Here is a 14054-nt window from a genome sequence, read left to right on the forward strand (position 1 = left end):
GTTGCAAGCGCCGCAGGCGCAGGGTTTGCCCGCGCCCGATCTGCCGGGGGGTGGCGCGGCATCGGCCGGTCTGGCCGCTGGCGGGCTGGCATTGCCGCCGGCGGGTGAGGCGGCGCCGCCGGTGGCCGGCACGGCGCCGCCGGTCGCCACGCCTGACGCGCCGGCGGCGGTCAAGCCGATCTGGGATCAGCGCGCGGTTGCCGTGCTCGATGTGCTCGACAAGGAGGACGGCGCGGTGCACCGGTTGCGGGTTCCGGTTGGATCGTCGGTCAGCGAGGGTAAATTATCGATCGCGATCGGCGCCTGCGTCGTCCGGCCGGCGGATATGACGCCGGATGCGGCGATTTTCATCACCGTGACGTCATCGACTGTTAGCGCCGACGCGGCTTCAAGCGATGGCGCCCCCCTGTTTCGCGGATGGCTGATCCGCTCCGAACCGGGTGCCACAGTGGTCGGCAATGCGGCAGTGACGATGCGGTTGATCGGTTGCACCGGTCGCACAGGGTGATGCTGTGATGCAACAGAATGTAAATACCGGTGAAATGACGAGATCTTAATTGACAAGCGCATGGCGGAGGGTGATCAGATGATTGTAACCTGCGCTCTGCGTTCCAAACTTATGCCGCAAGGTTGTTATCAAAATGGAGGCTTTATGAAATATCGTTCGATCCTTTTCGCCGCGACCTGCGGGGCGGCGATCGTGGCGGCGGCACCGTTGGCGCACGCTCAGATGGCGGGTGGCCCGGCGCCGGTGACCGGCCCTTATGTTGACCTGGGGCTTGGCACCAGCATCATGCAGAGCCAGAAATACGAAGTGGCCCCTTCGGCCATGGGTCAGACCGGCAGCCTGATCAGCCGGCTGGATTATGCCGGGCAGGTTGGCCTGGGCTACGGGCTGGGCAATGGCTTTCGCGTCGAGGTTGATGGTAATTTCTTCCAGAACAGCGCGCGCAAGGTTGATGACAGCGTTTATGGCGGCACGCGGGTTCATGGCAACATCGACACCTATGGCATGCTGCTGAACGGCTATTACGATATTCCGACCGGCACGAATTTCGTACCGTTCGTGGGCGGCGGCATCGGCTACATGTGGCAGAAGATGCAGCATGTCGGTCTGCCGGCCCCCGATTCGGAGATCGGTGGCACCTATGGCAGCTTCGCCTATGACGTCAGCGCCGGCGTTGCCTATAATATTCCGCAGGTGCCGGGTCTCGCGCTCACCGCGCAGTACCAGTACACCGAGTTGACGCATGACCGGAAATACAATGATTACGGCTCGTTCGTGAACGTTGGCCATTCGGGCAACCACGAATTGCTGATCGGGGCACGCTACGAATTGTTCCCGGCAGTGCCGCCGGCCGCGGCACCGGCCCCGGCGCCGACGCCTGTGGCAGCGCCCGCCCCGGCGCCGGCGCGGACGTATCTGGTGTTTTTTGACTGGAACAAGGCCAATCTGACGCCGCGCGCGACTCAGATTGTTGCCGAGGCGGCGCAGGCATCGCAGACGACGCATGTAACCAGCCTGAACGTGAACGGCTATACCGATACGTCGGGCACGCCGGCTTACAACATGAAGCTGTCGTATCGCCGCGCCGACAATGTTGCCGCCCAGCTGGTGACGGATGGCGTGCCGAAGAGCGACATCGTGATCAAGGGTTTTGGCGAGACGCATCTTCTGGTTCCGACCGGGCCGGGCGTGCGTGAGCCGCAGAACCGCCGCGTGGAAATCATTCTGCACTGATTTCGAGCGGATCGATCGGAAAAACCCCGGCCTTGGCCGGGGTTTTTTTATGCCCGAAGCAGGGGCGGGCCGGGATTCCAGCCGGGGACCGCGCCGGTTGCCTCGATGACAGAGTTGTCATAAGGCTGTGGGCTGCCGGGAACGCTGTGGCATATGTGCCACAAATTGTCGAAATCATCGGGCGGTCCGAAGGGACGGCGGCTTTGCACCTCCTCGGGCCGGTGGCGCGGTGCTAAATACCGGGCGACGTTTAAGGGTGCCGGTTTGAATGTTTCAGCACGGTTCCGGGCGCACGAGGAGACAACAGATGAAATTTCGCACAATGCTCATGGCGGCAAGTGTCATGGCCGCACCGGCCGTTCTGCCGATCGCCGCGCAGGCCCAGCCCGTGACCGGCCCTTATGTGAGCGCCGGACTCGGCTATAATATGTTGAACAGCCAGAAGGTGAAGAGCTATTCAATTGCAGGGGTCAGCACCAACCTTGGTGCCAAGGCCCTGTTCAGCAACGGCTTCACGGGGGAGGCCTCGATCGGCTACGGGTTCGGCAACGGGTTCCGGGTCGAGCTCGAAGGCGATTACTTCAACAACCAGGTGCATAAGCTCGATGCCGGCGGGTCACAATTCGTCGCCAGTGGCAATGAGAAGAAATACGGCGCGATGGTGAATGCGCTGTATGATTTCGACATCGGGATTCCCTATGTCTATCCGTTCGTCGGCGCGGGTGTCGGTTATCAATTCCTCGATTGGCGGAATGTGAAGATTCCCGGCACGGCGAGCTATATCGACGGTACGCCCGGTTCATTCGCCTATCAGGCGATCGCTGGCCTGTCGTTCCCGATCCCCGGCGCGCCGGGTCTGTCGGCGACGGTGCAGTATCGCTACCTCGCGACGACCAGTAATCGCAACTACAAGGGTATCGAAGGATCGATGCCGGCGACGTTCAAGGTTGGCACCGAGTCCAACAACATGGTGTTGGTCGGGATGAGCTATGAGCTGTTTCCGCCGATGCCGCCGGCCCCGCCGGCGCCGGCACCGACGCCTGTTGCGGCCCCGGCCCCGGCTCCGGCGCGGACGTATCTGGTGTTTTTTGACTGGAACAAGGCCAATCTGACGCCGCGCGCGACTCAGATTGTTGCCGAGGCGGCGCAGGCATCGCAGACGACGCATGTAACCAGCCTGAACGTGAACGGCTATACCGATACGTCGGGCACGCCGGCTTACAACATGAAGCTGTCGTATCGCCGCGCCGACAATGTTGCCGCCCAGCTGGTGACGGATGGCGTGCCGAAGAGCGACATCGTGATCAAGGGTTTTGGCGAGACGCATCTTCTGGTTCCGACCGGGCCGGGCGTGCGTGAGCCGCAGAACCGCCGCGTGGAAATCATTCTGCACTGATTTCGAGCGGATCGATCGGAAAAACCCCGGCTCAGGCCGGGGTTTTTTTATGCCCCGGTTTTTATGCCAGAAGCAGGGCGCGCAGGCGTTCGCGCCGACTGGCGCTGAGGCCGATGGCGGTGAAATATCCTTCGGTGCCGCCCCATTCCTGATCGATCGCGGCGAAGGCGGCGGCGAGATAGGCGGGGTCGGCGCGGCCGAGCTGGTCGAGCGTGCCGGGGTCGATCGCGCGGCCGAGCAGGCTGCCGAGGCTGCGGGCGAGATGGCGGGTTTCGGCCGCGATGTCGATCCGGGCGGCGGTTTCCAGGTAATCGTCGAGAATTGCCTTGGGGTCGATGTCGAGCGCGGCGAGGAGAAGGGCGACGGCGACGCCGGTGCGGTCCTTGCCGACGTGGCAATGCAGGAGCAACGGCACACCCCAGCCGGTGGCGACCGCATCGAACGTCGCTTGCAGCGAGGGGGCGAGCAGACGGGGCAGCGAGCGGTACAGGTCGAGCATCGCCTGGCGCGCGCCATCGGGGCCGGGTTGGTGGGCGAGACGATCGATCAGCGGTTGCATGCCGGCTTCACGGTCGGAGTCGCCGGGCATGGTGATGGTGCGGGCCGGGGCGAGCGGCGGCCATGACGTGGGAAAGCGGCGGCGCTCGGCGGTGCTGCGCAGATCGCAGATCAGGCGGATGCCAAGCGCCTCGATGGCGGCGAGATCACCGCTGGTCAGCTCGGAAAGGGCGCCGGAGCGAAACAGCATGTGGGGCCGCACGCGCCGGCCGGTTCCGTCGGGCAGGGCCGCGACGGCGCGGAAATTGGCGGCGCCGGCGAGACGCGTCACGGTTTGGGCGCGAGGCGCTCCATCCGGCGGAACGAACTGGTTTCGACGATGCCGCACGCCACCGCGACGATGGGCTGGATCGCCGGGGTCTGGCGGGCGAAATCATCGAGCTGGGTCTGGGTGTTCAGCGCCAGCACCTTGCTGAACAGGGTTTTGCTCTGGTCGCAGAAATTGCTGCCTTCGTGAATGCCGGCGGAGGATTGCACATTGGCGAGGCTGGTGACGTAGCTGTCTTCGTATTTATGGAAAAACCGTCCGTGCGCCTGGCGGAAATATGCATCGAGCATGTGCTGCTCGGACAGGATATGGGGCTGGAAGCGGGTCATGAAGGTGTCGTAATCGCTGCGCTGGTCGCAGGTGAGGGCGCTGACCATCAAGGTGCTTTTCAGGCCGATCACGTCGATGGCCTGCTGTGTGCTCGGCACCATGCAGGCGATGGCGTTGCCGCCGAGGAAGGCGGCGGCGATCAGGCCGAGGGCGAGGCGGCTGGCGGTGCGGCGCATGAGGCTTCCTTATAACGGATCGGGCTTATAACGGGTCAGGCTTATAATGGATCGGGTCGGGCTCGACCGCGGGCGACTTGAAATCGCCCCCGGAGCTTCCCCGACCACGCTTTCACTTAACGGCGGAACCGCCGAAAAGTAAAGTAAATTATCGGGATTATGCCGCGATCTCGTTGAACTGCAGGATGGGTTGCACGTTGGTGAAGTTTTTGATGTCGCCCATGATCGGGCCGCCATGCGCCGCCGCTGCGGCACCGAACGCGGCCATGCTCTCGAACTCGAGCACCGCGATCACCGCAAAACTGGGGGCCGATCCATCGGGACCATTGGTGCCGTGGAATACCCGCGCGCTGTGCAGACCCATCGGACCCCAGAGATCCTGGACCATTTTCATGTGGTTGGCGTGGTAATAATCGGTGTCGAAGGTCGAGACATCGGTTTTCGGGTAGAGCACGGTGATGGCGATCATTGGGTTTCTCCTCCTTGTTCTGGACGGTCGTGTTTTGGGGCATCGCGTTCCGAGGTATCGGTTGAACGCGCGATCACCCGGTAGGCGGCGGTCGGCACCGGTAATGCCTTACATGACCCTGCTTGCGTCGGCAATCAGCCCTGCATCGTCGCTGTACCCGGCGAGGCCGGTCGGGGGGATGCTTGCAATTGTCGGGCGGCGCGGCGATGAAGCGTTTATGCACTCTGGGTTGCAAGGTCCGATGATCGAGGGCGGGACGTGACCGGTGTCGCGCCGGCGTTGCGGCGCTGATGCTTGCCGGGCAACGCATCGCGGTGGTGCTGCCGGCCTATAACGCGGCGCGCACCCTGGAGCTGACGGTGAGCGAGATCGATCGCGAGATCGTCGATGACCTGATCCTGACCGATGACGCGAGCACGGATGCGACCGCCAAACTCGCCACCGCGCTGGGGTTGCACACGATCGTGCACCCGCGCAACCGCGGTTACGGCGCCAATCAGAAAACCTGCTACGCGGCGGCGCTCAGCCGGGGGGCCGACATCGTGGTGATGCTGCATCCCGATTACCAGTATTCGCCGCGTTTGATTCCGGCGATGGCGTCGATGATCGTGTCGGGTCATTACGATGCGGTGCTGGCCTCGCGGATTCTGGGGGTCGGGGCGATGGCGGGCGGCATGCCGCTCTGGAAATTCGTGGCGAACCGCGGGTTGACGCTGGCGGAAAACCTGATGCTGGGCCAGCATTTCTCGGAGTATCACACCGGGTTTCGCGCATGGTCGCGCCGCGTGTTGCAGACCTTGCCGCTCGAACGGTGTTCGGATGATTTCGTGTTCGACAACCAGATGATCGTGCAGGCGTTGCACGCGGGTTACCGGTTCGGTGAGATCTCGTGCCCGACGCGGTATTTCAAGGACGCCTCGTCGATCAATTTCCGCCGTTCGGTGACCTATGGCTTCGGCGTGCTGGACACCGCGCTGCGCTTTCGCCTGGCGCGGGCGGGGCTGCGACGCTGGGCGTTGCTGGGCGAACCGGCGCCGTGACGGCGCGGCTGGTGCTGATCGCCGCCGGGTTCATGGTGCTCGCGGCGGCGCTGGCGCTGAGTTTGATCGGCGGGGCGGATTGGGCGGCGCGTGTGCTGGGCGCGCTCGATCGTTTGCGTCAGTTCGGCGTGGCGGGTTGGCTGGTGTTCGTGCTGGTGCAGGCGTTGGTCGCGCTGGTCGGGTTTCTGCCGGCCTCGCTGCTGGGGCTGGCGGCCGGGGCGGTTTATGGCGTGGCGCTGGGCTTCGGGCTTGCGGCGATCGGTATTCTGCTTGGCGCCGGCATGGCGTTCTGGCTGGCGCGCTCGGCGCTGCGCCCGGCGATCGTGCGGCTGGTGGCGCGGCGGGATGGGTTGCGCCGGTTCGACGCCGCCGTGAGGCGCGACGGCTGGCGGCTGGTGCTGCTGATGCGGGTCTCGCCGGTGATGCCGTTTTCGATCACCTCGTTCGCGCTTGGATTGTCCGGCATCGGGTTGCGCGACTATGCGCTCGGGACGCTGGCTTCATTGCCGGCGCTGGTGCTCTATGTGTCGCTGGGCGCGCTTGGGGTGCAGGGCATCGCGGCGCTGCGCGGCGGGCCGGGCTGGCTGCATGTTGCATTGATCGGCGCCGGGGTGGTGGCGACACTGGCGTTGACGGCGCGGATCGGTCAGTTGGTTGCGCGCGCGGTGAAGGTGCCGGCGGGCGGGGATTGAGACCGGTGGCTGGCCCGATCAGCCCTCACCCCTCGTGCCGCGGGCGATGAGCGGGAAAAATATACCATAGGGCAGGCTGCGCAGAAGGCGCAGGGGCCGGGCCAGACCTTCGGGGAAGGCGATCAGGAAGCGGTTGGCGTCCAGCCCGTTCAGGATGACGCGGGCGGCGGCGTCCGCCTCCATCAGGAACGGCATCGGGAAGGTGTTTTTCGCGGTCAAGGGTGATTTCACGAAACCGGGGCAGATCGCGGACATGGCGACGCCATGCTTGTCGAGATCGAATTTGAGCGATTCCGCCATGGCGATCATGCCGGCCTTGGTCGCGGAATAGGAGGCCGAACCCGGCAGGCCGGCGAGGCCGGCGAGCGAGGCGACCAGGCCGATCTGACCGGCGGCGCGCGCGATCAGGCGCGGCATGATCGCTTCCAGGCAGATGGCGGTGCCGATCAGATTGAGCTCGACCTGCCGGCGCAATCGCGCGGCGGTGAAGGTTTCGGCGGTATCGCGCTCGTAGGTGCCGGCGTTCAGGATGGCGCGCGCGATGAGGTGCTCGGCCTCGATGCGGGTCACGGCCGCGCCGATCGCTGCGGCGTCGGTCACGTCGGCGGGGGCGACGATGACGCGGCCGGGAAACCGCGCCGCCAGGGCCTGCAGCTCCGGCTCGCGCCGCGCGGTGACCGCTACGGTCCAGCCGCGCGCCAGATGCGCCTCGGCCAGGGCGAGGCCGATGCCGCTGGACGCGCCGGTGATCCATACGATGCCGTCGGTCGGGGTTGGGATTTTCAAATTCTGATGCCTTCTGTCAGGGCGTTGCGCAATGACGCGGCGCGCGCCCGCAGCTTGCCGCGTTTCTGATCGGTCATGGCGCGCCAGCCGCGCACCGGCATCGCCATCCGCGGATTGGCGGCGAAAAGCGCCTCGTGACGGGCGATGAAATCCCAGTACAGCGCATTGAACGGGCAGGCGCGCGCGCCGGTGGCGTCCTTCACGTCGTAGTGGCAGGTGCCGCAATAATTGCTCATCCGGTTGATATACGCACCCGACGCGGCATAGGGTTTCGAGCCGACGATGCCGCCATCGGCATGGAGCGCCATGCCGCGGGTATTGGGCATTTCGACCCACTCATAGGCATCGGCGTAGACGGCGAGATACCAGCGATCGACCGCATCGGGGTCGAGCCCCGCGAGCAGGGCGAAATTGCCGGTGATCATCAGCCGCTGGATGTGATGGGCGTAGGCGAGCGTCAGGGTCTGGCCGATCGCGTCGGCCATGCAGCGCATGTCGGTCTCGCCGGTCCAGTAGAAGCCGGGTAGCTTCTGGTCGGCGCCGAGCGCGTTTTTTGCCGCGTAGTCGGGCATGTGGAGCCAATACACGCCGCGGATGAATTCGCGCCAGCCGAGAATCTGGCGGATGAACCCCTCGACGGCGTTGAGCGGCGCGCGGCCGGCGCGGTATTCCGCTTCGGCGCGCTGACACAGGTCGAGCGGGTCGAGCAGGCCAAGGTTGAGCGGCGCCGAGACGAGAGAATGGAACATGTAAGGCGTGCCGGCGGCCATGGCGTCCTGCCAGTCGCCGAACTGCGGCAGGCGATGGGTCAGGAAATCGGCGGCTCCGGCTTCGGCGTCCTGCGCGGTCACGGGATAGTCGAACCGCTCCAGCGTGCCGGGATGCGTGGCGAAGCGGGAGGCGACCAGGGCGATCACCGCGCGTGTCTCAGAATCCGGCGGAAACCGGCGGGGGGACGGGATGGGCATCGTTGCCGGCAGCGCCTTGCGATTCTCGGCATCGTAGTTCCAGCGTCCGCCTTCCGGCGCCTCGCCGTCGAGCAGGAGGCGGTATTTGCGCCGCATCTCGCGGTAGAAGAACTCCAGCCGCAACTGCCTGCGGTCTTCCGCCCAGCGCGCGAATGCCTCGGTTGAGGCGAGGAAGCGGGTATCCTCGCGAATTTCGCAGGGGATGCCGGTGGCGTCGGCCCAGCTGCGCATCGCCTGGCGCACGCGATATTCGCCGGGTTCGGTCGCGATGATCCGCGATGGACGCAACGCCGCGACCGCGCGCGCCACCTCGCCCGACAGGCTGGCGGTATTGTCCGGATCGTCGAGCGTCACGTAGCGCACGGTCACGCCGCGGGCGCGCAACGCTGTGGCGAAATGCCGCATCGCGGCCAGCACCATCGCGATTTTCTGTGGATGGTGCGGCACGTAGGTGCACTCGCCCATCACCTCGGCGAGCAGCACGACATCCCGCGCCGCGTCGAGATCGGTGAGTGCCGCAATGCCGCGCGACAATTGATCGCCCAGAACGACGCGCAGCATTGCGGTCATGCGCCGCCGCTCACCCGATCACCGGCTTGTAGGAAATATGCCCCTTGTGATCGAACGCGAGGCCGGACCAGATATTTTTCTGATTGTAATAGACCGACAGGCGGATCGGTCCGGTGAGTTTGTAATCCTGCGCGGTGACGGTGCCGGAGGGTGCCGCGGGGAGTTTGAACCAGCCGCGATCGGTGATCGTCGGGGTGTCGGTATGGCCGGTCTGCATGTTGATCATCGGGCCGCGCAGCATCGCCTTGTTCCAGTAGGTGAGCGGCAGCGCATTGGGCGGGGCGATGTAGCGCGGCGTGTCGTTGCCGGCGATGACCACGCCGCCGGGTTGTTTCTCGATGATCAGCTGGTGCTGCGTTCCGTTATCGTCGACCGCGCTGGTGGCGGAGACGAATTCGTTGTTGCGCCAGTGCTCGACGATATGGGCGGCGTAGCGGAACACCGGGATCGACAGCAGCGCCACTTTCAGCTCGACGTAATTGTCCACCGTCAGCATGTCGCCGGCGCGGATGAAACGAAGATGCTGCTCGCCGACCTTGCTGCCGTTGCGGAAGACCTCGAACATCAAACGATCGCCGCGGGGGAGCGGCAGGGCGATTGCGGCGGCCATGGCGACGAAACTCCGGCGATCGATCGAGGCTTGCATGCGGTGCGGTCTTTCCTGTCAGGCTCTGGTGCGGAGGGTGCTGCGCCCGCCATCGACGCCGATGACCTGGCCGGTGATCCAGCTGGAGTCGGGCGAGAGCAGAAACCCGGCGAGGGCGGCGGCGTCGGAGGCTTCGCCGAGGCGCGGGATCGGGTGTTGCGCCGCGATCGCCTTGGCCATCGCCTCGTTGCCGGTCAGGCCGGCCGCCATGGCGGTACGGGTCAGGCTGGGGGCGATGCAGTTCACCCGCACCGGCGCAAGCTCGGCGGCGAGAGCGATTGTGAGTCCCTCGACCGCCGCCTTGGCGCTGCCGATCACCGTGTGGTTGGAAAACCCGGTCCGTGCCGCGATGGAGGAGAACAGGACGACCGATCCGCCGCTCGCCCGCAGACCGGGTTCGGCGGCGGCCACCGCGCGCGCCGCGCCGATCACGTTCAGGGCGAAGGTATCGGCGAAATCGGCGACGCTCGCGCGTTTCAGCGGTTTCAGCAGGATCGAACCGACGCAGTAGGCGAGGCCGGCGATCCGCGGTCCGGCCTGGGTGACGGCGGCGGTGAGGGCGGCATCGTCGGTGCAGTCGGCGATGGCGTGGCTTGCCTGAAGCGCCGCCGCGAGGGGGGCGAGCGCGGTGCTGTCGCGCGCGATCAGGTGCAGCCGCACCCCGCGCGTGGCCAGCAGCCGCGCCAGCGCCGCGCCGATGCCGCCGGTCGCGCCGATAACAACGATCGTATCAGTCATGCATACCTCCGGTCCGATAAATAGGGCAGATGCTCTGGATCGCGAGGTCAGTCGGGGTCATAAACATCAGAACGGCGAAAACGATCAAGGAGGTTCATGCACCAGCTCATTCTGATGCGCCATGCCAAGGCCGAGCGCGCCCACGATGGTGAGGCCGATCACGCCCGGGCGTTGAGCCCCGCCGGACGGGACGCGGCGATGCGGATGCGGGGCTGTTTGCGCGCGCTGGGCATCGAGCCCGATGTCGTTCTGGTGTCATCGGCGCGGCGGACGCGCGAGACGCTGGATAGCATCGCCTTCTGGGACGATCAGCCGAATATCGAGGTGCTCGACGCGCTGTACATGGCATCGCCGGCGCGGCTGCTCGAGGTGCTGGGCGGGCTGCGCGAGACGGTGCGCAGTGTCATGCTGGTCGGCCATAACCCCGGATTGCATGATCTGGCGCTCAGCCTGGCGGCGGGGGCACCGCGGGAATCGCCGGCGTTTCAAGCGTTGCATGAGGGATTTCCGACCGCGAGGCTCGCTGATTTCGTGATCATGACGCCGTGGCGGGATCTGCGCGCGGGGGCGGCGCGGTTGCAACGGGTGGTTGATCCGCCGTCACTGCCGCGGTGAATTCCATTCATGTTGCAGGCGCGAAGGTTGCGCGGGACGCCGGGTTCGATTTACACTCATTTCAGTTTTATCCGGTATCGTTTCATCCCATGCGTAAGGCGGCGCCGTCGCGCTTGCTCGATCGCCCCAGAGGACCATGCCCATGAGCACGACCGCCAGCAGCGCGCCGACCCATGCGACCATCACGATCGAGGGCACCAACAAATCGGCGAGCTTGCCGCTGCTGTCCGGCACTTTGGGGCCGCAGGTCGCCGATATCCGCAAGTTGCAGGCGCAATCGGGGATTTTCACCTTCGATCCCGGCTATGGCGAGACCGCCTCCTGTGAAAGCAAGATCACCTATATCGACGGCGATGAGGGGATTCTGCTCTATCGTGGCTATCCGATCGATCAGCTGGCCGAGAAATCGACGTTTCTCGAAGTCGCTTATCTGCTGATGTATGGCGATCTGCCGAACCAGGAGCAATTCCAGGCGTTCAATACCGGCATCACCCGCCATACCATGCTGCATGAGCAGATCCGCCGGTTCTGGGAGGGATTCCGCCGCGATGCGCACCCGATGGCGGTGCTGTGCGGCGTGGTCGGGGCGATGTCGGCGTTCTATCCGGAGAGCGTCAATATCAACGACGCGCATGAGCGCGAGGTCAGCGCGTTCCGGCTGATCGCCAAAATTCCGACCATCACCGCCTGGGCCTATAAATATTCGATCGGCCAGCCTTTCATGTATCCGCGCAATGATTTGTCGTACGCGGAGAATTTTCTCTACATGATGAACGCGGTGCCGGCGGAATCCTACCGCAAGAACCCGATACTCGAACGGGCGATGGACCGGATCCTGATCCTGCACGCCGATCACGAGCAGAATGCATCGACCTCGACGGTGCGGTTGGCCGGATCGACCGGGGCCAATCCGTTCGCCTGCATTGCCGCCGGCATCTCGGCGCTCTGGGGCCCGGCGCATGGCGGCGCCAATGAGGCGGTGCTGAAAATGCTCGGCGAGATTGGCGATAAAAAGAACATTCCCGCCTTCATCGCCGAGGTGAAGGACAAGAGCAGCGCCACCAAGCTGATGGGCTTCGGCCATCGCGTCTATAAGAATTTCGACCCGCGGGCGAAAATCATGCAGCAGACCTGCTATGAGGTGCTGGGTGAATTGGGCATCAAGAACGAGCCGATGCTCGATCTTGCGATGGAGTTGGAGAAAATCGCGCTCGATGACGACTATTTCGTGAGCCGCAAACTCTACCCGAACGTCGATTTCTATTCCGGCATCATTCTCAAGGCGATGGGGTTTCCGACCACGATGTTCACCCCGCTGTTCGCCCTGGCCCGCACCACCGGGTGGATCAGCCAATGGATGGAAATGATCGAGGACCCGTTGCAGCGCATCGGCCGGCCGCGCCAGCTCTATACCGGATCGCCTCAGCGCGATTATGTCGCGATCGCCGCACGGACATGAGGCGCGCCGGATGATTCCGGCGGGCAATGCTGCATTGCGCAAATTTGTCATAGGCGATCTTTATATCGGGTGAACCCGATTTATATATCGGGGTATGACGGTCGAATCGATCACCGCGCCGACGCCGGCGCCGGATCTGGACGAGGGGATCAAATCCCTGGTGCATCCGGTGCGACGGGCGATATTGGCGAAACTGGGCGATCCTGAGCGCTATTTCGCGGATCAGGCGCATCCGCTGTCGCTGGGCGTCTGTGCCGGCCGGATCGAAGCGTCCTGCCCGCTCTCGCAATCGAGCATTTCGGCGCATCTCGCCGCCTTGCAGGCTGCGGGGCTGATCACTGGGCGCAAAATCGGCCCGTTCGTGTTCTTCAAGCGCGATGATGCCGCGATCGATGCGCTGCTCGCGTCTCTCGCCGCGGCGATCGGTGCGACTGCGCCGCCCTCCGTCTCTGAGAAATCCTCCTGAAAGGTCAATTAATGTCGATTTTATTCCAACCCCTTCGCGTCGGTGCGTTTACCTTGCGCAACCGTGTCGTTATGGCGCCGTTGACCCGTGCGCGGGCTGGCGATGTGCGCATCCCCAACGCGTTGATGGCGGAATATTATGCCCAGCGCGCCGGCGCGGGCATGATTCTGTCCGAAGCGACCTCGGTCACGCCGATGGGCGTCGGCTATGCGGCGACGCCGGGCCTGTGGTCGGACTCGCAGGTGGCGGGATGGCGGATTGTGACGGAGGCGGTGCATCGCAAGGGCGGCTTGATCCTGGCGCAGCTCTGGCACGTCGGGCGGATTTCCGATCCGATGTTCCTGAACGGCGAATTGCCGGTGGCGCCGAGCGCGATCGCGCCGGAGGGGCACGTCAGTCTGGTGCGGCCGGAAAAACCCTATGTGACGCCGCGCGCTCTCGCGACCGATGAAATCCCCGCGGTGATCGAGGCGTTTCGCGTCGCGGCGGCGAATGCGAAGCTCGCCGGGTTCGATGGCGTCGAGATCCATGGCGCCAACGGCTACCTGATCGATCAATTCCTGCAGGACAGCACCAATCGGCGCACCGACCGTTACGGCGGGTCGCTGGAGAACCGTGCCCGTCTGATGCTCGAAGTGACCGATGCCGTGATCGGGGTTTGGGGGGCGGATCGGGTCGGGATGCATCTGGCGCCGCGCGGCGATGCGCATTCGATGGGTGATTCGGATCGGCTGGCGACGTTTTCCTATGTTGCGCGCGCGTTGGGTGAGCGCAAGATCGCGTTCATTGCCGCGCGGGAGCACAAGGCGGCCGACTGGATCGGACCCCAGCTGAAAGCGGCGTTCGGGGGTGTCTATATCGGGAACGAGGGTTTCACCAAGGCGACCGCGGAAGCGGCGATCATGGCCGGTGAGGTCGATGCGGTGGCGTTCGGCAAGGCGTATATCGCCAATCCGGATCTGGTCGAGCGGTTTAGCGCGGATCTGCCGCTCAATCCGCCGATGAGCGTCGCGAGCTTCTATCAGGGGGGTGCTGAAGGCTATATCGACTATCCGGTGGCGCGGAAAGCGGCTTAGAGCGTTATGCTTTCAGCCTAACGCTCTAGCTCTATGTTTTCTCGAGCGATTTTATGCGAT

The 14054-nt window shown here is 64.7% G+C and carries 16 protein-coding genes; 9 read left to right on the forward strand and 7 right to left on the reverse strand.

Annotated elements, in window-relative coordinates; genetic code table 11:
- The 3 genes from ACP5E6_RS10210 to ACP5E6_RS10220 form a co-directional block, all read left to right on the forward strand.
- The coding region (locus tag ACP5E6_RS10210) for a DUF2155 domain-containing protein (protein WP_427954129.1) at window positions 1-508 on the forward strand (508 nt) is incomplete at its 5' end.
- A 144-nt stretch (window positions 509-652) separates the two neighbouring features.
- A complete protein-coding gene (locus ACP5E6_RS10215; RefSeq protein WP_427954130.1) occupies window positions 653-1741 on the forward strand; it encodes an OmpA family protein in 1089 nt (362 codons plus the stop codon).
- A gap of 307 nt (window positions 1742-2048) precedes the next feature.
- On the forward strand, window positions 2049-3137 hold the full coding sequence (locus ACP5E6_RS10220; RefSeq protein WP_427954131.1) for an OmpA family protein: 1089 nt from the start codon (window positions 2049-2051) through the stop codon (window positions 3135-3137).
- Window positions 3138-3198: 61 nt separating this feature from the next.
- Here the strand turns inward: ACP5E6_RS10220 and ACP5E6_RS10225 are convergent, their stop codons facing one another.
- The 3 genes from ACP5E6_RS10225 to ACP5E6_RS10235 all read right to left on the reverse strand — a co-directional run bounded on the left by ACP5E6_RS10225 (window position 3199) and on the right by ACP5E6_RS10235 (window position 4938).
- Window positions 3199-3966, reverse strand: coding sequence for a tyrosine-protein phosphatase (locus tag ACP5E6_RS10225; protein WP_427954132.1), 768 nt, complete (start codon window positions 3964-3966; stop codon window positions 3199-3201).
- Complete coding sequence (locus tag ACP5E6_RS10230) at window positions 3963-4469, reverse strand: hypothetical protein (protein WP_427954133.1); 507 nt, start codon at window positions 4467-4469, stop codon at window positions 3963-3965. Before ACP5E6_RS10230 ends, ACP5E6_RS10225 begins: the two co-directional genes overlap by 4 nt.
- Window positions 4470-4626: 157 nt before the next feature.
- Window positions 4627-4938 (reverse strand): EthD family reductase, encoded by a 312-nt coding sequence (locus ACP5E6_RS10235; RefSeq protein ID WP_427954134.1) that lies wholly within the window; start codon window positions 4936-4938, stop codon window positions 4627-4629.
- A gap of 290 nt (window positions 4939-5228) precedes the next feature.
- On the opposite strand from ACP5E6_RS10235, the gene ACP5E6_RS10240 reads away from it, so the two are divergent.
- Together ACP5E6_RS10240 and ACP5E6_RS10245 are read left to right on the forward strand one after the other, a co-directional pair.
- Complete coding sequence (locus tag ACP5E6_RS10240) at window positions 5229-5978, forward strand: glycosyltransferase family 2 protein (protein WP_427954135.1); 750 nt, start codon at window positions 5229-5231, stop codon at window positions 5976-5978.
- The gene (locus ACP5E6_RS10245; RefSeq protein ID WP_427954136.1) at window positions 5975-6670 is read left to right on the forward strand and encodes a TVP38/TMEM64 family protein; all 696 of its coding nucleotides are present in this window, start codon (window positions 5975-5977) and stop codon (window positions 6668-6670) included. The genes ACP5E6_RS10240 and ACP5E6_RS10245 overlap by 4 nt, the downstream gene beginning before the upstream one ends.
- An 18-nt stretch (window positions 6671-6688) precedes the next feature.
- Here the strand turns inward: ACP5E6_RS10245 and ACP5E6_RS10250 are convergent, their stop codons facing one another.
- Genes ACP5E6_RS10250 through ACP5E6_RS10265 form a run of 4 tightly spaced genes read right to left on the reverse strand, consistent with a single transcriptional unit; the run spans window position 6689 to window position 10378 of the window.
- Window positions 6689-7456 (reverse strand): SDR family NAD(P)-dependent oxidoreductase, encoded by a 768-nt coding sequence (locus ACP5E6_RS10250; protein ID WP_427954137.1) that lies wholly within the window; start codon window positions 7454-7456, stop codon window positions 6689-6691.
- A complete protein-coding gene (locus ACP5E6_RS10255; protein WP_427954138.1) occupies window positions 7453-8994 on the reverse strand; it encodes a cryptochrome/photolyase family protein in 1542 nt (513 codons plus the stop codon). The genes ACP5E6_RS10250 and ACP5E6_RS10255 overlap by 4 nt, the downstream gene beginning before the upstream one ends.
- A gap of 10 nt (window positions 8995-9004) precedes the next feature.
- Window positions 9005-9640, reverse strand: a complete 636-nt coding sequence (locus ACP5E6_RS10260) for a DUF6134 family protein (RefSeq protein WP_427954139.1) — start codon at window positions 9638-9640, stop codon at window positions 9005-9007.
- An 18-nt stretch (window positions 9641-9658) separates the two neighbouring features.
- Window positions 9659-10378: an SDR family NAD(P)-dependent oxidoreductase gene (locus ACP5E6_RS10265; protein WP_427954140.1), complete on the reverse strand. Its 720-nt coding sequence runs from the start codon at window positions 10376-10378 to the stop codon at window positions 9659-9661.
- A gap of 96 nt (window positions 10379-10474) precedes the next feature.
- On the opposite strand from ACP5E6_RS10265, the gene ACP5E6_RS10270 reads away from it, so the two are divergent.
- From ACP5E6_RS10270 to ACP5E6_RS10285, 4 genes are all read left to right on the forward strand, one after another.
- Window positions 10475-10993, forward strand: coding sequence for a SixA phosphatase family protein (locus ACP5E6_RS10270; RefSeq protein ID WP_427954141.1), 519 nt, complete (start codon window positions 10475-10477; stop codon window positions 10991-10993).
- A gap of 142 nt (window positions 10994-11135) precedes the next feature.
- Window positions 11136-12452: a citrate synthase gene (gene gltA, locus ACP5E6_RS10275; protein WP_427954142.1), complete on the forward strand. Its 1317-nt coding sequence runs from the start codon at window positions 11136-11138 to the stop codon at window positions 12450-12452.
- Between the two features lie 94 nt (window positions 12453-12546).
- Window positions 12547-12918 (forward strand): ArsR/SmtB family transcription factor, encoded by a 372-nt coding sequence (locus tag ACP5E6_RS10280; protein WP_427954143.1) that lies wholly within the window; start codon window positions 12547-12549, stop codon window positions 12916-12918.
- Between the two features lie 11 nt (window positions 12919-12929).
- Window positions 12930-13994, forward strand: a complete 1065-nt coding sequence (locus tag ACP5E6_RS10285) for an alkene reductase (RefSeq protein ID WP_427954144.1) — start codon at window positions 12930-12932, stop codon at window positions 13992-13994.
- The last annotated feature ends 60 nt before the right edge of the window (window positions 13995-14054 follow it).

The sequence above is a fragment of the Acidiphilium sp. genome, from assembly GCF_049977125.1.
In the GTDB taxonomy this organism is placed as follows: Bacteria; Pseudomonadota; Alphaproteobacteria; order Acetobacterales; family Acetobacteraceae; genus Acidiphilium.

Coding starts and splice junctions, on each gene's coding strand:
- ACP5E6_RS10215 (WP_427954130.1), top strand. CDS start 653: ATGAAATATCGTTCGATCCTTTTCGCCGCGACCTGCGGGGCGGCGATC.
- ACP5E6_RS10220 (WP_427954131.1), top strand. CDS start 2,049: ATGAAATTTCGCACAATGCTCATGGCGGCAAGTGTCATGGCCGCACCG.
- ACP5E6_RS10230 (WP_427954133.1), bottom strand. CDS start 4,469: ATGCGCCGCACCGCCAGCCGCCTCGCCCTCGGCCTGATCGCCGCCGCC.
- ACP5E6_RS10235 (WP_427954134.1), bottom strand. CDS start 4,938: ATGATCGCCATCACCGTGCTCTACCCGAAAACCGATGTCTCGACCTTC.
- ACP5E6_RS10240 (WP_427954135.1), top strand. CDS start 5,229: ATGCTTGCCGGGCAACGCATCGCGGTGGTGCTGCCGGCCTATAACGCG.
- ACP5E6_RS10255 (WP_427954138.1), bottom strand. CDS start 8,994: ATGACCGCAATGCTGCGCGTCGTTCTGGGCGATCAATTGTCGCGCGGC.
- ACP5E6_RS10260 (WP_427954139.1), bottom strand. CDS start 9,640: ATGCAAGCCTCGATCGATCGCCGGAGTTTCGTCGCCATGGCCGCCGCA.
- ACP5E6_RS10265 (WP_427954140.1), bottom strand. CDS start 10,378: ATGACTGATACGATCGTTGTTATCGGCGCGACCGGCGGCATCGGCGCG.
- ACP5E6_RS10270 (WP_427954141.1), top strand. CDS start 10,475: ATGCACCAGCTCATTCTGATGCGCCATGCCAAGGCCGAGCGCGCCCAC.
- gltA (WP_427954142.1), top strand. CDS start 11,136: ATGAGCACGACCGCCAGCAGCGCGCCGACCCATGCGACCATCACGATC.
- ACP5E6_RS10280 (WP_427954143.1), top strand. CDS start 12,547: ATGACGGTCGAATCGATCACCGCGCCGACGCCGGCGCCGGATCTGGAC.
- ACP5E6_RS10285 (WP_427954144.1), top strand. CDS start 12,930: ATGTCGATTTTATTCCAACCCCTTCGCGTCGGTGCGTTTACCTTGCGC.